Origin of the sequence: Bacillus sp. YC2, assembly GCF_019891195.1 — a bacterium.
Taxonomy (GTDB): Bacteria; Bacillota; Bacilli; order Bacillales; family Bacillaceae; genus Bacillus.
In genome coordinates, this window is sequence record NZ_JAHXDO010000004.1 from 103,921 (window position 1) to 118,263 (window position 14,343).

Genomic DNA, 14,343 nt, shown 5'->3' on the forward strand with positions numbered 1-14,343 from the left:
TGAGGTGTTTTTATGATCGTATCGAAAAGGCTGAAGACAGCCGTCATTTGTTTTCTGCTGGTGTTTTTCTTTCTGCTCGCCAGGCTTGCTGAAATCCAGCTGTTCTTTACTGAATCTTTTTCAAAATCAAATATTAATCTGCTTCAAGAGAGCGTCAAGCAGCGGACTGAAGAGGTGTTGATTTCTGACGGCAGAGGGTCTTTTCTTGACCGGACCGGTACAGAGCTGACCGGAAAAAAACAGCCGGCCGTCGTCTTGTTTCCGTTTCTCGTCACACAGGATTGGCCGATTAAACGGGTCTCGGCCATTCTCGGAATGAAGCAGGAAGATCTTAAGCAAATGCTCACTGAAGCGAAAAAACCGGTGATCTTAAACGGCAAAAAAATAAAGCATCTGTCAAAACAATCTGTCTCAAATATCAATTCTTTGAAATATCCCGGCATTTACGGCGTATATATGAAAGACAGCAAAGAAACCAACATAGCCGCACACCTTTTAGGCACGACAAATCAGGACCCGGAGCTTCTCAAAAAGAAATATCCCGGACGAAAAGAACTGCCGATAACGGCGAAAATCGGGACAAGCGGGATGGAACGGACATTTGATGAATTTTTACTGGCGGATCATGACACAAAGCTTTTGTATCATGTGGACGGAAGGGGAAACCCTTTGTTCGGAATGGACGTCAAATATACGGCTGAAGCAAACGCATTTTATCCGCTGCAAGTAAAAACCACCATTGACCGGAACATTCAAAAAGCAATGGAAGATGTATTAAAAGACCGCGGTTTAAAAAAGGGGGGAGCAGTCCTCTTAGATATTGAAAAAAGCAGTGTTCTCGGAATGGTATCAAAGCCTGACGCCGATGTATCAAAGCAGCAGACATTGCAAAATTACATGCTGACGCCGATTTATCCGGGTTCTGTATTTAAAACGGTTATCGCGGCAGCGGCAATCGAACGAAATGCGGTGAAGCCGAGCAGCACCTTTAATTGCAGCCTCAATCTGTACGGAGAGCCCGGGGACGATAAAGGCACACTCAATTTTGGCGAAAGTTTTGCCCAAAGCTGCAATTATACGTTCACAAGCCTTGCGGAAGAAATGATCAAAAAGGACAAGTCTGTGATTGAGAACATGGCGGAAAAGCTCGGTCTCACACAGCGGGCGGGCTGGGAAGGCAAGCTGTATCGCGAAGACGATTTCCGGCAATTATACAATGAAAAAAGCGGCGTCATTTGGGGAGACCAAAAGGATAAAACCGTGAAAAAAGCCGTTGCACAGACAGCCATCGGGCAAAAAAACGTGAAAGTAACACCCCTTGAGATCGCCAATATGATGGCGACGATCGCACGGGGCGGCGAGAAAAAACAAGTCAAGATCGCAGACAAGATTGAATACAAAAACGGCACGACGATGGCTGCATTCAAAGAACAGACGTTAAAGGGCAAGAACATTGACAAGTACACGGCGCAGCAGCTCCAAAAGGCGCTCAGGGAAGTCGTCGCATCACCAAAAGGAACGGGCAGAAGATTTCAGGATCTGCCTTACGCTGTAGCGGGGAAATCGGGCACGGCCCAGACGGGTATGTTCACGGAGGATAAAAAAACGCTTTACCACAAGTGGTTTGCCGGATATTTTCCTGCCGACAAGCCGAAATACGCTCTCGTCGTCCTGCACATGGACACGCCGGGGGATAAGGCTCTGACAAATACAGTGTTTTATGATATTGTTAAAAAGGTACATCAAAATGAAATAAATCAGACATAGAACAACGGCTCAGCCCGTGGTAAAATATATGCTGAGCAAGAGGGATAAAGGAGTGCAGAATGATTGAGCAATAAACAATCTCGTTTTGAAAACCGTGATAAGCGCAGGAAGGCAAACTTGGTGCTTAACATTTTAATCGCTATCGTATCTATTCTTATTGTCGTTGTTGCAGTCAGCCTCTTCATCAACAGCCCGTCAAGCGACGTGAGCGAAAAAGCGGACACAAGCCAAAAGCAGGAATCTCCGGCTTCAGGCAAAACGCAGCAAAAATCGGATGAAGACATAAAAGACAGTAAAAAAGATACCTCATCAGACGATGACAAAAAAGATAAAGCGGATAAATCTGACTCAGCTTCAGATTCCGACAGCAAAAAAGACGATTCATCTAAAAGTGATGCTGACAAAAGCAAAAAGGACTCAGAATCAAGCGATCCGTTTAAAGGAGCTACTGTAACAGAAGGCGGTTCATCAAGCAATGTTGAAAAAACCATTGTCAATTCCAAATGGAAACCCGTCGGTACAAAACAGACCGGCGAACATGCGGCGACGTACGATTCAAGCTCTGAAGACTGGTCAGAAATGCTTGATGCCATGGGTTACGCAACTGGTGTGTCAAAGGATAACATGACCGTGCTGTGGCTTGGAAACAACGGAAGCCCGCAGGATGCGAAGGGCAGAATTTTGGACAAAACGAACGGAAAAAAATACCAGGTTACCATTACTTGGGAAGACAAAAAAGGCTGGAAGCCGACAAAAGTAGAAACATTAAAATAACACAAAAAAGCAGCTGATCCGATTCAGCTGCTTTTTGATTTGACTGTCACACATCAGCGGAAAAATGCACCGCCGCGCTGTATATGATTCTGCCGTCAACAGCCGTCATCTGATGGGAAACAGAACGGACACGAAGCATAATCGCCTGGTTGTTTTCAATTTGGACGTTAATCTTCTTTTCCAGCTCCTGTAAAGAAGAAGCTTCAAAAAATTCTACTTTATCTTTTATTAAATCTAATTGAAAATTCATCGCAAAAAGACCCTCCCGATTTCTTAACGATCATATGAAAGTATAAGCCTTTTTGCCGTATTTGCGCAATCATCCCAAAGTATTTTAGTACCCTTCTTTTCCTTTTTGTGATAGGATAGGAACTGTTCCATCATTAAACCATAGTATACTCATAGGAATTATAAAATATGGAGTGTGAAAATATATGGGCCGTGAATTTATTCCTTTATTTGAAGATTGGGCAGCGACTTATGATGCAACTGTGCAAGGGGCTGACAAACAATATGCGGAGGTGTTCAGAGGGTATGAAAATATCCTTGATACCATCGTCAGCCTTTCCGGATCAAATGTCTTAGAATTCGGACCGGGCACGGGCAATTTAACAGCAAAATTAGTCAATGCGAACAAAAAAGTGTTTGGTGTAGAACCGTCTTCGTCCATGAGGAAATTGGCAGCTGACAAGCTTTCTGATAAAGCTGTGTTCAGTGACGGAGATTTTCTCGAGTTTCCCGATCCGCCTTTTCAAATAGATACCATCGTCAGCTCGTATGCATTTCATCATTTAACTGATGAAGAAAAGCAAACGGCTGTAAAGCAGTATGGCACAATCCTTCAGAAGCATGATAAAATAGTGTTTGCCGATACCGTCTTTGAGGATGCTGAAGCATATGTTCAAGCAATAGCAAAAGCCAGCCGAAACGGCTATCATCAATTGGCGAACGATTTAAAGACGGAACATTATCCGACACTCGGGACGATGAAAACCATCTTTTCAGCCGAGGGATTTACTGCGCGATTTACGCAGCAAAATGACTTTGTCTGGATAATGGAGGCGATAAAACGGTAAATTGAAGGGATTGTGTATAAATGAAGTTGGCAGTCATCGGAGCAATGGAAGAGGAAGTTACCATTTTAAGAAGCAAATTGAAAGACGCGAAACAGGAAACGATCGCTCACTGCGAATTTACGACGGGCACCTATGAAGGCGTTGAAGTGATCCTTTTAAAATCAGGCATCGGAAAAGTAAACGCGGCGATCAGCACGGCGCTGCTGCTTGACCGTTTCAAACCTGATTATGTGATTAACACAGGCTCAGCGGGCGGTTTCCATCATACCTTAAATGTAGGAGACGTTGTCATCTCTACAGATGTCCGCCATCATGATGTGGATGTGACGGCGTTTGACTATGAATACGGACAGGTGCCGGGTCTTCCTGCCGCGTATAAAGCTGATGAAAAGCTGATCAGCATCACCGAGGAAGCGGTTTCTGAACTGAACGGAATTCAAGTGGCAAAAGGCACGATCGCTACAGGTGATTCCTTTATGAACGATCCGAAACGGGTTGAAGATGTACGCGCCAAGTTTACGGATTTGTATGCGGTGGAAATGGAAGCGGCCGCTGTCGCCCAAGTGTGCCACCAATTCAAAACTCCTTTTGTTGTCATTAGAGCTTTATCTGACATTGCCGGAAAAGAATCTGATGTTTCATTTGATAAATTTTTAGAACAGGCAGCCGTTCATTCAACAGAGCTTGTCCTGAATGTAATCAAACGTATTCACTAAGCGGGGGACTCGAGTTCTCCTCCGCTTTTTAGGAGGAGGACATATATTGAACGTGATAACAGATGTCACAGAGCTCATCGGAAATACGCCGCTGCTCCGGCTGAATCATTTTGATGTTCCTGAGGGAACAGCGGTATATGCTAAGCTTGAGATGATGAATCCGGGCGGAAGCATTAAAGACAGACTGGGTGAGATGCTGATTGAAGATGCCCTCCAATCAGGCAAATTAAAATCAGGCGGCGTCATTATTGAAGCGACTGCCGGCAACACCGGGATCGGACTCGCTCTCAGCGCCAGAAAGCATCAGCTTCGCGCTATCTTTTGTGTTCCGGAGCATTTCAGCAGAGAAAAACAGCAAATCATGGAAGCGCTCGGAGCGGAGATTGTGCATACGCCCCGGGAAGACGGGATGCAGGGAGCAATCAAAAAAGCACTGCAGCTGGAGAAGGAGATCAATAATTCTTATGCCGTTTTGCAATTTAAAAACCGAGTAAATCCATTGACTTACTATAAGACGTTAGGGCCTGAAATATGGGAGGCGCTCAGCGGCAATATTCATGCCTTTGTCGCCGGCGCGGGTTCCGGCGGCACCTTTGCCGGCACTGCGGCCTATTTAAAAGAAAAAAACCCCGGCATTAAAACGGTTATCGTTGAACCTGAAGGCTCCATCCTCAACGGCGGAGAGCCTTATGCCCATAAAACAGAAGGCATCGGGATGGAGTTTATTCCTGATTATATGGATCGAAGCCATTTTGATGCCATTTATACGGTAGAGGATGAGAAGGCGTTTTCACTAGTGAGAGAAGCGGCCGAAAAAGAAGGTCTTCTAATCGGAAGCTCATCAGGCGCCGCCCTCTATGCAGCCTTGCAGGAAGCGAAAAGAGCGCCCCGCGGGGCAAATATCGTCACGGTTTTTCCTGACGGCAGTGATCGTTATATAAGCAAAAACATTTTCCAAGGAGGTCAGTAAGATGAAGAAAAGAACATTGATGGTACACGGAGGAATTACGGGAGATGAAAAAACAGGCGCGGTTTCCGTACCGATTTATCAGGTAAGCACGTACCAGCAGCCGAAAGCGGGCGAGCATACAGGCTATGAATATTCCCGAACAGCCAATCCGACGAGAACTGCTCTTGAAAGCTTAATCACAGAACTTGAAGGCGGCGAGGCAGGATATGCGTTCAGCTCAGGCATGGCAGCGATTACAGCTGTTATGATGCTCTTTGACAGCGGCGACCATGTCATATTGACCGATGATGTATACGGCGGCACATACCGTGTTATGACAGGTGTACTGAACCGTTTCGGCATTGAAGCGGACTTTGTTGATACAAGCAGCAAAGAGGAAGTTAAAAAAGCCATTCGCCCGAATACGAAAGCGATTTATATTGAAACACCGACAAATCCGCTTTTGAAAGTGACCGACCTCAAGCTGATGTCTGATATCGCAAAAGAAGCGGGTGTGCTTCTCGTTGTCGATAATACGTTTTATACGCCGTACTTCCAGCAGCCGCTCAGTTTCGGCGCTGATATCGTGCTGCACAGCGCGACAAAATATCTCGGCGGCCACAGCGATGTCGTCGGCGGCTTAGTTGTAACAGCTGATAAAGAGCTTGGCGAAAAGCTTCATTATGTTCAAAACTCAACAGGCGGCGTTTTAGGGCCGCAGGATTCTTGGCTCCTTATGAGAGGCATCAAAACGCTGGGACTCAGAATGGACGCCATCAATCACAGCGCCGGAAAAATTGCCGAGCTGCTTGAACAGCATGATGCCGTTCAGACGTTATACTACCCGGGTTCACCCAATCACCGCGGGTATGAGCTGACAAAGGCGCAAAGCACCGGCTTTGGCGGTATGATTTCCTTTGATATCGGCAGCAGCGAGCGGGTAGATGCATTTCTGGAAAAGCTGAACCTGTTTACGATTGCAGAAAGTCTAGGAGCGGTCGAAAGTTTAATCTCTGTGCCGTCCAGAATGACGCACGCTTCAATTCCGCGTGACCGCCGTCTTGCACTTGGCATCACTGACGGACTTGTCCGAATTTCCGTCGGTATTGAAGATACGGAGGATTTAGCAGCGGATGTGAAGCAGGCGCTTGATTCGCTCGCATAATGATTGGATAGATTTACATTCTCTGTCGGCTGCCAGCTTATATTATAATGTTTTTATACTATGAAACTGGCAGGTGACGTTATATGGAGAAGAAAAGACTGAAATCGTTAAAAGAAGATTTTAAGCATTACGCGTTTATTCTGCTTGCGGTCAGCACCTTCATTTATATCGGCGCGGTTCTTCCCGGACAAGGGCTGACGGTGAGCCAGAAAATGCTGATGTTTTTAACTGATTGTGTATTTTTAGCGGGCGCTTATTTTTGCGTTGACCGTTCACTTATATATAAAAAGAGGCTGGAAAAAGCCGATGAATAAAAAATAAGCCATTGTCCTTTGACAATGGCTTATTTTGATTCTTACTCGGATGATTTTTCGCGTAATTCTTTTCCCATCCCTTTTAAAAATTGAAGACCGAAGCCGAGTGCGCGGTTAATATCGGGATCACCGACCGCTTTCATCAGCTCAAACATGCTGACTTTACGGTCCTCCTTCAAAAAGCTTTGCGCCTGATCCGTACCGGCCATCACGCTTTCTAAAAGTTTGCCCATAAATTCGGGATCTGCTTTTGATAAAGCGCCTCCTGCGGCCATCATGGTATTCAGGAGATTTGTGACAGGTTCACGGGAAATCTGCCCGAGCGCGATTTTGGCAATTTCCTCTTTCGCCTGCAGCATATGGTTTGCGGCATCGAAAATGCCCAAGCCATTCAGCTCTCCCATAATCGCCATCGTTTTGGTGACGGCTTCTTCGTTTTCTGCGAGAAGAGCTTTCAGCTCTTCCAGTTTTTCAGCTTTCAGCTGTTCTTCCGTTTTTGTTTCCTTTTGTATCGTAGTAATAGGACTCGCCATAACTTGTTTCCTCCTTTCCTTAATCGGTTAAATGAACATACCCCGGACGATTCCATTTTCGCTCCGCTTCAACGCCGTTTTGCGGATGGCGTTTTTTGTTCCTCGGATTTGTTTTCGGCAGCGGCGGAGTGTCGCAGGAGCCGAGCACTTCCATGCGGACCTTTGTCTGCTTGTAGGCAGGCGTATGCGTGCGTGAATCATATGCAGGCCCTGTCAGGAAGTTAATCGCCGAATCTTTATCCGTTGAGTTCATCGGCAGGTACAACTCATTTGCACGGACACGGTCTGTCACAAGCGCATTTAATTTAACCGCGCCAAAAGGAGAGACGAGTCGGATCAGCGTTCCGTCGCAAATCCCGCGTTCAGCCGCCAGCTCCGGTGACACTTCAACGAATACGTCCGGCACTTTAGACTGGATGCCTTTTGATTTGTTCGTCATGTTTCCTTCGTGGAAATGCTCAAGCATCCGGCCGTTGTTAATATGAAGGTCATATTCCTCAGGGAATACGGCAGGCTCCACCCAGTCGTTCAGCGCAAAACGGGCTTTTTTGTCAGGGAAGTTAAAGCCGTTTTCATAAAGAAGCGGAGTGCTTTCTCCGGTAAAGCTTCCCCATAAGAAACTGTTCCAGCCTTCAAGAACGTCATAGCTTGCTTTTCCAAACAGCGGAGAAAGGCTTGCCATTTCTGAGAAAATGTCGCTTGGATGAGTGTAATTCCAGTCAGCCCCCAAACGATTGGCGACCTCTTGAATAATCCACCAATCTGGTTTTGCGTCTCCGAGCGTCGGAAGCGCCTGATACAATCTTTGTACACGGCGTTCTGTATTGGTAAATGTTCCGTCTTTTTCAAGAGAAGGAACGGCAGGTAAGATTACATCCGCGTATTGCGCAGTTCTGGAAAGGAAAATATCCTGCACGACAAAGAAATCAAGGCTTGATAAGATATCATGGACATGGTTGGCGTTTGAATCCACCAGCGCCATGTCTTCACCGACAAGGTACATGGCTTTCATTTTGCCTTCTTCAATGGCATGAAGCATTTCGATATTATCGAGACCCGGTTTGCCGTCAATGTCAACACCGTAGGCCTCTTCGAATTTCGCGCGTGCTTCATCATCGGTAATATGCTGATATCCCGGAAGCCAGCCCGGCAATGTTCCCATATCGCAAGCACCTTGAACGTTGTTATGGCCCCGAAGCGGATACGCGCCCGCACCCGGACGGCGGTAGTTTCCGGTCGCAAGCAGCAGGTTGGAAATCGCCGCAGATGTGTCGGAACCGCCTGTATTTTGGGTAACGCCCATACCCCACAGGACACATGTGCCGTCAGCATCACGAATCATCTCGGCAATGCTGATAATGGTTTCTTTAGAAAGCCCTGTGATGCTTTCCGCATAGTCTAATGTATATTTTTTCAGCGTTTCTTTATAATCTTCAAAGTAGTTGACGTTTTCATCAATAAACGCTTGGTCATGCCAGCCCTGATCGATCATATATTTCGTTACCGCCATAAGCCAGACCTGGTCAGTCCCTTGTTTCGGACTGATAAAGATATCAGACCGTTCTGCCATTTCATTTCTGCGCAGATCGGCAACAATTAATTTTTGGCCGTGCAGTTTATGGGCGCGTTTTACGCGCGTGGCAAGAACCGGATGTCCTTCAGCCGGATTGGCGCCGACAATGATTACAAGCCCGGCTTTTGCAATATCTTTGATCGTGCCTGCGTCTCCGCCCATACCGACGGTGCGGAATAAACCGTCCGTTGCCGGAGACTGGCAGTAGCGGGAGCAGTTATCCACGTTGTTTGTTTCAAATACCTGACGCGCCAACTTTTGAATCACGTAGTTATCTTCATTCGTTATTTTAGAGGAAGAAATGAAACCGACAGAACCTTTGCCGTGCTCCGTTTTGATAGCTCCCAGTTTTTCAGCGACAAGGTCAAGCGCTTCTGCCCATGAAGACTCAACAAATGTTCCGTTTTTCCGGATAAGCGGTTTTGTAATCCGTTCTTCTGAATTCACGAAGTCCCAGCCGAATTTCCCTTTTACACAAGTTGAAATGGCATTAACCGGCGCGTCGGAAACGGGCTGGATTTTAAGAATGTCGCGGCCTTTCGTCCATACTTCAAATGAACATCCGACTCCGCAGAACGTGCAGACCGTTTTTGTTTTTTTCGTCCGTGTATCGCGCATAGCGGCTTCCACTTCTGAAACGGCGAAGATGCTCGTGTAGTCAGGCTCCACATTTTTAACTAAATCAATCATCGGCTCCATGACATCTTGTTTTATGCCTGTCATAAATCCGGCTTGCCCAAGCATTGATTTTTCCATCAGCGCATTACAAGGGCAGACGGTGACACACTGGCCGCAGCTGACGCAGGACGATTCATTAATCGCGACGCCTTCATCCCAAATGACACGCGGACGGTCGCGCTCCCAATCAATTGAAAGGGTTTCGTTCACCTGCAAGTTTTGGCATACTTCAACACATTGGCCGCAGGCGATACATTGGTTCGGATCATAGCGGTAAAACGGGTGAGACATATCCACTGCACACTTCGAATCATCCTTCGGCGTATACGGGTATTTTTGATGTTCAATGCCCATCATTTCCGCCGTATTATGCAGCGTGCAGTTTCCGTTGTTGTTATCGCAGACCGTACAGTAAAGCAAGTGGTTTTCAAGCAGGCGGTCCATTGCTTCTGTCTGCGCCTCTTTCACTCTGCCTGCCGTGAGCGAAATAGACATTCCGTTTTCGGCAATTGTAGAACAGGAGCGCTGTAATTTTCCATTCACTTCAACAATACAGGTATCACATGTTTGAATCGGATCTACTTCCGGTACATGGCATATTTGCGGAATGTCAATGCCGTTTTGATTCAAAATATCTAAAATTTTAGACCCCTCTGGTGCTTTGTACTCAGTGCCATCAATATTGACACGGATAGACTGAACGTCTGTCACTTCCAATTCCCCTCCATTTTTAAACTCGAAAAAAGCCATGCACATATACACCGGCCTCTTGTCCAGAGGTCAGTATAAACACGCATGGCGGAATAGTTCACTAGCAAGCCTTACTAACAGACCAATCCAATTTGTATAAAACGATAGATTCATAACACGTTTCCTATTACAAATCCATCAACACTGCTTTTATTATAAGATGATATTTATTATAATACAATACGAAAGGAAAACTTTAACCAGGTGAAATGTCACAAGGGGAACCGGGAATGTCTTTCATAGGCTTGAATCGGAGGGGGACAATATGTCTAAAAAAATTCATGAGTTTAACGATATCATCCGCAAATTGCGCAAAGAATTATTCGGAAAAGGTCCGGAACGCATTCATACCGTTTTTGTGGAGAACATGGCGGTGTCAACGCTTTACGGCAATCTAAGCGCAAGTGAGCAGTTTATCGCCCGCACGCCAGAGGGGAGAGAAATGGTTCATGCAGCGCGGACGAGTCTAATTCAGGAGCTGTATTCACAAAAAACGCCAGAGGGCTTGGAAGAGCTCATCGGCGCAAAGCTCGTTCATCTGTTTTCAGACATCAAGATCGAAGAGAATATTGCGGTGTCTGTATTTGTATTTGACCGAACAATTGAAGAGCACAGAGAAGAAATCAAAAGCTGAAAAAATTCAATTGACACGAAATTGTCACATTTGATATGATATGACTGCTAGCAGTGGTACAAGGACGAATTCATGGAATGTGTGCATGGTCTGTATATATTCTATATCGCATATTTTAATTCTGCTTGATATTGTTGTATGGGTATGCATACAAGTTAGGCAGCATTCAAACCCCGTTTCTGACGGGCTATTTGAATGCTGTCTTTTTTATTGAGTTCCTTTTGAAAACTGCCGGATGAATTGATAATGGAGGGGTTTAATGATGGCTTTTCGTAAACCGAACGAAATAGCGGAGCTTGCGGTCGAAGCAGGGGCGAAAAAAGTAAATTCGCCGCTTTCTTCGCTGCTTGTATTAGGATTTTTAGGAGGGGCATTTATCGCCTTCGGTTATTTGCTTGATATTCGCGTAATCGCTGACCTTCCGAAAGAATGGGGCAGTCTGTCAAGCTTAATCGGCGCGGCCGTATTCCCGGTCGGATTGGTGCTCGTCATTCTTGCCGGAGCCGAATTGATTACGGGAAATATGATGTTGGTGGCCATGGCGCTGTTTTCTAAAAGAATTTCAGCCGGAGCGCTCGTCAAAAACTGGATCATCATTACGTTAATGAATCTCGTCGGGGCGCTGTTTGTCGCTTACTTTTTCGGCCATGTCGTCGGATTAACAGAAACAGGTCCTTATTTGGAGAAAACGATTGCGGTCGCACAAGGAAAACTGGATATGCCGTTTGGAAAAGTGCTTGTTTCGGCTGTCGGCTGTAACTGGCTTGTCTGCCTTGCCGTATGGCTTTCTTTCGGCGCGGAAGACGGAGCGGGGAAAATCGCGGGCATTTGGTTCCCGATCATGGCGTTTGTTGCGATTGGTTTCCAGCACGTTGTCGCCAACATGTTTATCATTCCCGCCGCCATTTTTGCAGGCTCTTTTACATGGGGCGGGCTAATCGGCAATCTGATCCCGGCTTTTATCGGAAACGTCATCGGCGGCGCGGTGTTTGTAGGCCTTATTTATTTTATAGCTTATTCGAAAAAAGACCGCGAAAAACAAGGGATCAAAAAAGCTTCCTGACATAAGAAAGCTGACGGATATCAAGGACAATTGAAGTGGAAATCCAGCACATTTTCAGTCCAAATCTTGAAAAAAATGTTTACAAAATGGTATTTGGTGGATATACTTACAAAGGAAGAAAAAAGCAAAGGGAGGTTGGATCAAATGTCTTCGTTAAACAGCAAGCCGAACCTAAATTCGAATCGATTCAGCCTGTGGAAGAGTTCGTGTCCTTCCTTAACCTCTGCCCATTCTGCACGTTAATTTGGAGTATCAGGACATTCGCAGCTCCCCGCAGGTTAAAGAAGCGACAGTCTTCTTTTGTCTGCGGATTCAGTCTGCCCGCAGCACATGTTGACTTTGCTGCGGGTTATTTTCGCTTGTGCGGACAATGAAAGGGGGTGAGCGATGATGACCATTAACCTTTTCTTTTTAACACTAACCATTTCAAAACGTTTTAAAAGCGCTGAAGAGTATGAACGAGAACAGCAAGTCGAGGAGTTCTATAATGAAGCGAAAGAACGCCAGCTGAAACACTTTTATATGAACTAAACAGGCCGCAAGAGACAAAACGGAGGAGAAGGAGGAGATGACAATGTTCAGAATTGAGCTGTTGATTCATTATACAATGGAGAAGGACCAGGTTTAGCTTGAATTCTGATGTCACTGAGCAGCCGGCCTGCATACGATGGTAAAGTAAGAAAAATAGGTAAGCAGGTGATGGCATGCAGGACGACCAGAACAGACTTCCATCCATCGGACACGGGTATGCGTCAATGCCCCACTCTTTTAAACATGGCTATGGCAACCCGTATCGCCGGCAAAGAATGGCGGCGATTTCCTGGAAAAGAGGATATATATCACCTTATTATTGGTACTAGAGCAGACGGAAAACCTACGTTTTCCGTCTTTTTTTTATGAAAACTAATGTAAATTTCAAATAAATCGAAACGTTTATCAAAAGAAACGCGTCTAATTAGTACCTCATACTAATACGAGGTGATTATTATCTTTAAATACTAAAATGACAGGAAAAGAAAAGCGGGTGTTATACAATGTTGCAACACACATCTTCAGCATTAAAAAGAATGCGCGCGAAATACTTGGCAAAATCAGAACCAGCACAAACAGTCATTCAGCAAATTATGATGGATATACAGGAACATGACCGCATTCTGGAAATTGGAACCGGAAACGGAAAAGTGTTTAAAAAAATAATCGGACAGCTTGAAAAAGGCAGTTTAAAAAGCATAGAATCTTCGAAAAGAAAACTGCGAAAAACGGCACGCTCAAACCGTTCCGCCATAAAGGCCGGAACGGGAGATATTCAGCCGGGGCGCCCTGAAAGCATCCCATTTGATGACCGCAGTTTTCATAAAGTATTTTCTTTACATACTGCTGAAACGGTCAGTGATTACCAGCTTGCATTAAAAGAAGTGTACCGTGTGCTCCAAATCGACGGTTGCTTGTACATTGTCCTTCAGCCATCTGAAATAAGTGAAAAAGACGTAATTCAGCTGCTGCGCGATCAATATTTCAGAGAGATTTCAGTTGTCAGCAGAGATTCATTCCATTTTATTACTGCCATTAAATAGAATCATTTCTCGGGAAATAAAAAGAGCTGCATAAGTCATTGCAGCTCTTTTTCATAAATTGGGCATATTTTCTTATTTTCGATTTTTTCAGATATATTTTATATTAAAAAAGGTTTTTTTCTTATACAATGATTATCAGATGACCTTATGTTATATATTTTTGAACAAACGGAATGAATATTCATTCCTGTTTGAAAGGAGGGTTGTAATGACATCTTCAAACAAGGTTGATCTCATTATGAAAGCATCACTCACTCTGTTCACTGAAAGAGGCTTTGACGCGACGACGATTCCGATGATTGCCGCTCAGGCCGATGTCGGAACTGGAACGATCTACCGTTACTTCGACAGTAAAGAAACGCTTGTGAATGTTCTCTATCAGGAAAGCGTTCAGCGTTTTACTGAAAAATTCAAAACGGATTTTTCAAAAATATCTGTAAGAGAAGGGTTTCAGCATCTTTTTTATTGTCTCATTGATTTTACGAAGGAAAGTGAGTATGCGCTATTTTTCCTTGAAACGAATAAGGATGCTTACTTTTTAAATGAAACGAGTCATAAGCTCCTTGATGAATTAACAAAGATGCTGGACGAATATTTTCAGCGCGGCAAGTCTGAGGGAGTGCTTCGCAATTTGCCGTCAGATGTGCTGATAGCGATCGTGCTCGGCGCTTATCTCAAACTCTATCAGCTGGTCCGAACGGGCAGCGTTGAGGTGACAAAGCCATTTCTGAAAGAATTAGAGCAGTGCTGCTGGGACGCTATCAGGAATCATTAACG

The 14,343-nt window shown here is 45.2% G+C and carries 16 protein-coding genes; 13 read left to right on the plus strand and 3 right to left on the minus strand.

Features of this window, described 5'->3' with window-relative positions; genetic code table 11:
• Positions 1 to 12: 12 nt before the first annotated feature.
• Both KY305_RS08815 and KY305_RS08820 read left to right on the plus strand, forming a co-directional pair.
• Positions 13 to 1,767: a peptidoglycan D,D-transpeptidase FtsI family protein gene (locus KY305_RS08815; RefSeq protein WP_223062215.1), complete on the plus strand. Its 1,755-nt coding sequence runs from the start codon at positions 13 to 15 to the stop codon at positions 1,765 to 1,767.
• Positions 1,768 to 1,830: 63 nt separating this feature from the next.
• The gene (locus KY305_RS08820; RefSeq protein ID WP_214798223.1) at positions 1,831 to 2,541 is read left to right on the plus strand and encodes a YrrS family protein; all 711 of its coding nucleotides are present in this window, start codon (positions 1,831 to 1,833) and stop codon (positions 2,539 to 2,541) included.
• 46 nt (positions 2,542 to 2,587) lie between these two features.
• Here the strand turns inward: KY305_RS08820 and KY305_RS08825 are convergent, their stop codons facing one another.
• Positions 2,588 to 2,791 carry a YrzA family protein gene (locus KY305_RS08825; protein WP_223062216.1) on the minus strand — a complete coding sequence of 68 codons (204 nt, stop codon included), beginning with the start codon at positions 2,789 to 2,791 and terminating at the stop codon, positions 2,588 to 2,590.
• Between the two features lie 184 nt (positions 2,792 to 2,975).
• On the opposite strand from KY305_RS08825, the gene KY305_RS08830 reads away from it, so the two are divergent.
• The 5 genes from KY305_RS08830 (at position 2,976) to KY305_RS08850 (ending at position 6,761) form a co-directional block, all read left to right on the plus strand.
• Positions 2,976 to 3,617 carry a class I SAM-dependent methyltransferase gene (locus tag KY305_RS08830; RefSeq protein WP_223062217.1) on the plus strand — a complete coding sequence of 214 codons (642 nt, stop codon included), beginning with the start codon at positions 2,976 to 2,978 and terminating at the stop codon, positions 3,615 to 3,617.
• Between the two features lie 20 nt (positions 3,618 to 3,637).
• The gene (gene mtnN / locus KY305_RS08835; protein WP_223062218.1) at positions 3,638 to 4,333 is read left to right on the plus strand and encodes a 5'-methylthioadenosine/S-adenosylhomocysteine nucleosidase; all 696 of its coding nucleotides are present in this window, start codon (positions 3,638 to 3,640) and stop codon (positions 4,331 to 4,333) included.
• A gap of 46 nt (positions 4,334 to 4,379) precedes the next feature.
• On the plus strand, positions 4,380 to 5,303 hold the full coding sequence (locus KY305_RS08840; RefSeq protein WP_223062219.1) for an O-acetylserine dependent cystathionine beta-synthase: 924 nt from the start codon (positions 4,380 to 4,382) through the stop codon (positions 5,301 to 5,303).
• A gap of 1 nt (position 5,304) precedes the next feature.
• On the plus strand, positions 5,305 to 6,447 hold the full coding sequence (locus tag KY305_RS08845) for a bifunctional cystathionine gamma-lyase/homocysteine desulfhydrase (RefSeq protein WP_223062220.1): 1,143 nt from the start codon (positions 5,305 to 5,307) through the stop codon (positions 6,445 to 6,447).
• A gap of 83 nt (positions 6,448 to 6,530) precedes the next feature.
• Positions 6,531 to 6,761 (plus strand): YrhC family protein, encoded by a 231-nt coding sequence (locus tag KY305_RS08850; RefSeq protein ID WP_061522874.1) that lies wholly within the window; start codon positions 6,531 to 6,533, stop codon positions 6,759 to 6,761.
• A gap of 41 nt (positions 6,762 to 6,802) precedes the next feature.
• Here KY305_RS08850 and KY305_RS08855 read toward each other — a convergent pair whose 3' ends face one another.
• Together KY305_RS08855 and fdhF are read right to left on the minus strand one after the other, a co-directional pair.
• On the minus strand, positions 6,803 to 7,294 hold the full coding sequence (locus tag KY305_RS08855) for a helical membrane plugin domain-containing protein (protein ID WP_223062221.1): 492 nt from the start codon (positions 7,292 to 7,294) through the stop codon (positions 6,803 to 6,805).
• Between the two features lie 19 nt (positions 7,295 to 7,313).
• Positions 7,314 to 10,256, minus strand: coding sequence for a formate dehydrogenase subunit alpha (gene fdhF, locus KY305_RS08860; RefSeq protein WP_223062358.1), 2,943 nt, complete (start codon positions 10,254 to 10,256; stop codon positions 7,314 to 7,316).
• Positions 10,257 to 10,560: 304 nt separating this feature from the next.
• Between fdhF and KY305_RS08865 the strand changes: the two genes are divergently transcribed.
• The 6 genes from KY305_RS08865 (at position 10,561) to fatR (ending at position 14,341) form a co-directional block, all read left to right on the plus strand.
• Complete coding sequence (locus KY305_RS08865; RefSeq protein ID WP_214798237.1) at positions 10,561 to 10,929, plus strand: Na-translocating system protein MpsC family protein; 369 nt, start codon at positions 10,561 to 10,563, stop codon at positions 10,927 to 10,929.
• 262 nt (positions 10,930 to 11,191) lie between these two features.
• Positions 11,192 to 11,992: a formate/nitrite transporter family protein gene (locus tag KY305_RS08870; protein ID WP_223062359.1), complete on the plus strand. Its 801-nt coding sequence runs from the start codon at positions 11,192 to 11,194 to the stop codon at positions 11,990 to 11,992.
• Between the two features lie 390 nt (positions 11,993 to 12,382).
• Complete coding sequence (locus tag KY305_RS08875) at positions 12,383 to 12,523, plus strand: YrzI family small protein (protein WP_003152787.1); 141 nt, start codon at positions 12,383 to 12,385, stop codon at positions 12,521 to 12,523.
• A gap of 173 nt (positions 12,524 to 12,696) precedes the next feature.
• Positions 12,697 to 12,852, plus strand: a complete 156-nt coding sequence (locus KY305_RS08880; RefSeq protein ID WP_223062222.1) for a hypothetical protein — start codon at positions 12,697 to 12,699, stop codon at positions 12,850 to 12,852.
• A 174-nt stretch (positions 12,853 to 13,026) separates the two neighbouring features.
• Positions 13,027 to 13,566, plus strand: a complete 540-nt coding sequence (locus KY305_RS08885; protein WP_223062223.1) for a class I SAM-dependent methyltransferase — start codon at positions 13,027 to 13,029, stop codon at positions 13,564 to 13,566.
• Positions 13,567 to 13,774: 208 nt separating this feature from the next.
• Positions 13,775 to 14,341, plus strand: a complete 567-nt coding sequence (gene fatR, locus KY305_RS08890) for a transcriptional regulator FatR (protein WP_223062224.1) — start codon at positions 13,775 to 13,777, stop codon at positions 14,339 to 14,341.
• The last annotated feature ends 2 nt before the right edge of the window (positions 14,342 to 14,343 follow it).

What these genes read in the sequence shown, in the direction of transcription:
- KY305_RS08815 (WP_223062215.1), top strand. Translation starts at nt 13, where the DNA reads ATGATCGTATCGAAAAGGCTGAAGACAGCCGTCATTTGTTTTCTGCTG.
- KY305_RS08855 (WP_223062221.1), bottom strand. Translation starts at nt 7,294, where the DNA reads ATGGCGAGTCCTATTACTACGATACAAAAGGAAACAAAAACGGAAGAA.
- KY305_RS08865 (WP_214798237.1), top strand. Translation starts at nt 10,561, where the DNA reads ATGTCTAAAAAAATTCATGAGTTTAACGATATCATCCGCAAATTGCGC.
- KY305_RS08880 (WP_223062222.1), top strand. Translation starts at nt 12,697, where the DNA reads ATGCAGGACGACCAGAACAGACTTCCATCCATCGGACACGGGTATGCG.
- KY305_RS08875 (WP_003152787.1), top strand. Translation starts at nt 12,383, where the DNA reads ATGACCATTAACCTTTTCTTTTTAACACTAACCATTTCAAAACGTTTT.
- KY305_RS08850 (WP_061522874.1), top strand. Translation starts at nt 6,531, where the DNA reads ATGGAGAAGAAAAGACTGAAATCGTTAAAAGAAGATTTTAAGCATTAC.
- KY305_RS08870 (WP_223062359.1), top strand. Translation starts at nt 11,192, where the DNA reads ATGGCTTTTCGTAAACCGAACGAAATAGCGGAGCTTGCGGTCGAAGCA.
- KY305_RS08845 (WP_223062220.1), top strand. Translation starts at nt 5,305, where the DNA reads ATGAAGAAAAGAACATTGATGGTACACGGAGGAATTACGGGAGATGAA.
- fatR (WP_223062224.1), top strand. Translation starts at nt 13,775, where the DNA reads ATGACATCTTCAAACAAGGTTGATCTCATTATGAAAGCATCACTCACT.
- mtnN (WP_223062218.1), top strand. Translation starts at nt 3,638, where the DNA reads ATGAAGTTGGCAGTCATCGGAGCAATGGAAGAGGAAGTTACCATTTTA.
- KY305_RS08885 (WP_223062223.1), top strand. Translation starts at nt 13,027, where the DNA reads ATGTTGCAACACACATCTTCAGCATTAAAAAGAATGCGCGCGAAATAC.
- KY305_RS08830 (WP_223062217.1), top strand. Translation starts at nt 2,976, where the DNA reads ATGGGCCGTGAATTTATTCCTTTATTTGAAGATTGGGCAGCGACTTAT.
- KY305_RS08825 (WP_223062216.1), bottom strand. Translation starts at nt 2,791, where the DNA reads ATGAATTTTCAATTAGATTTAATAAAAGATAAAGTAGAATTTTTTGAA.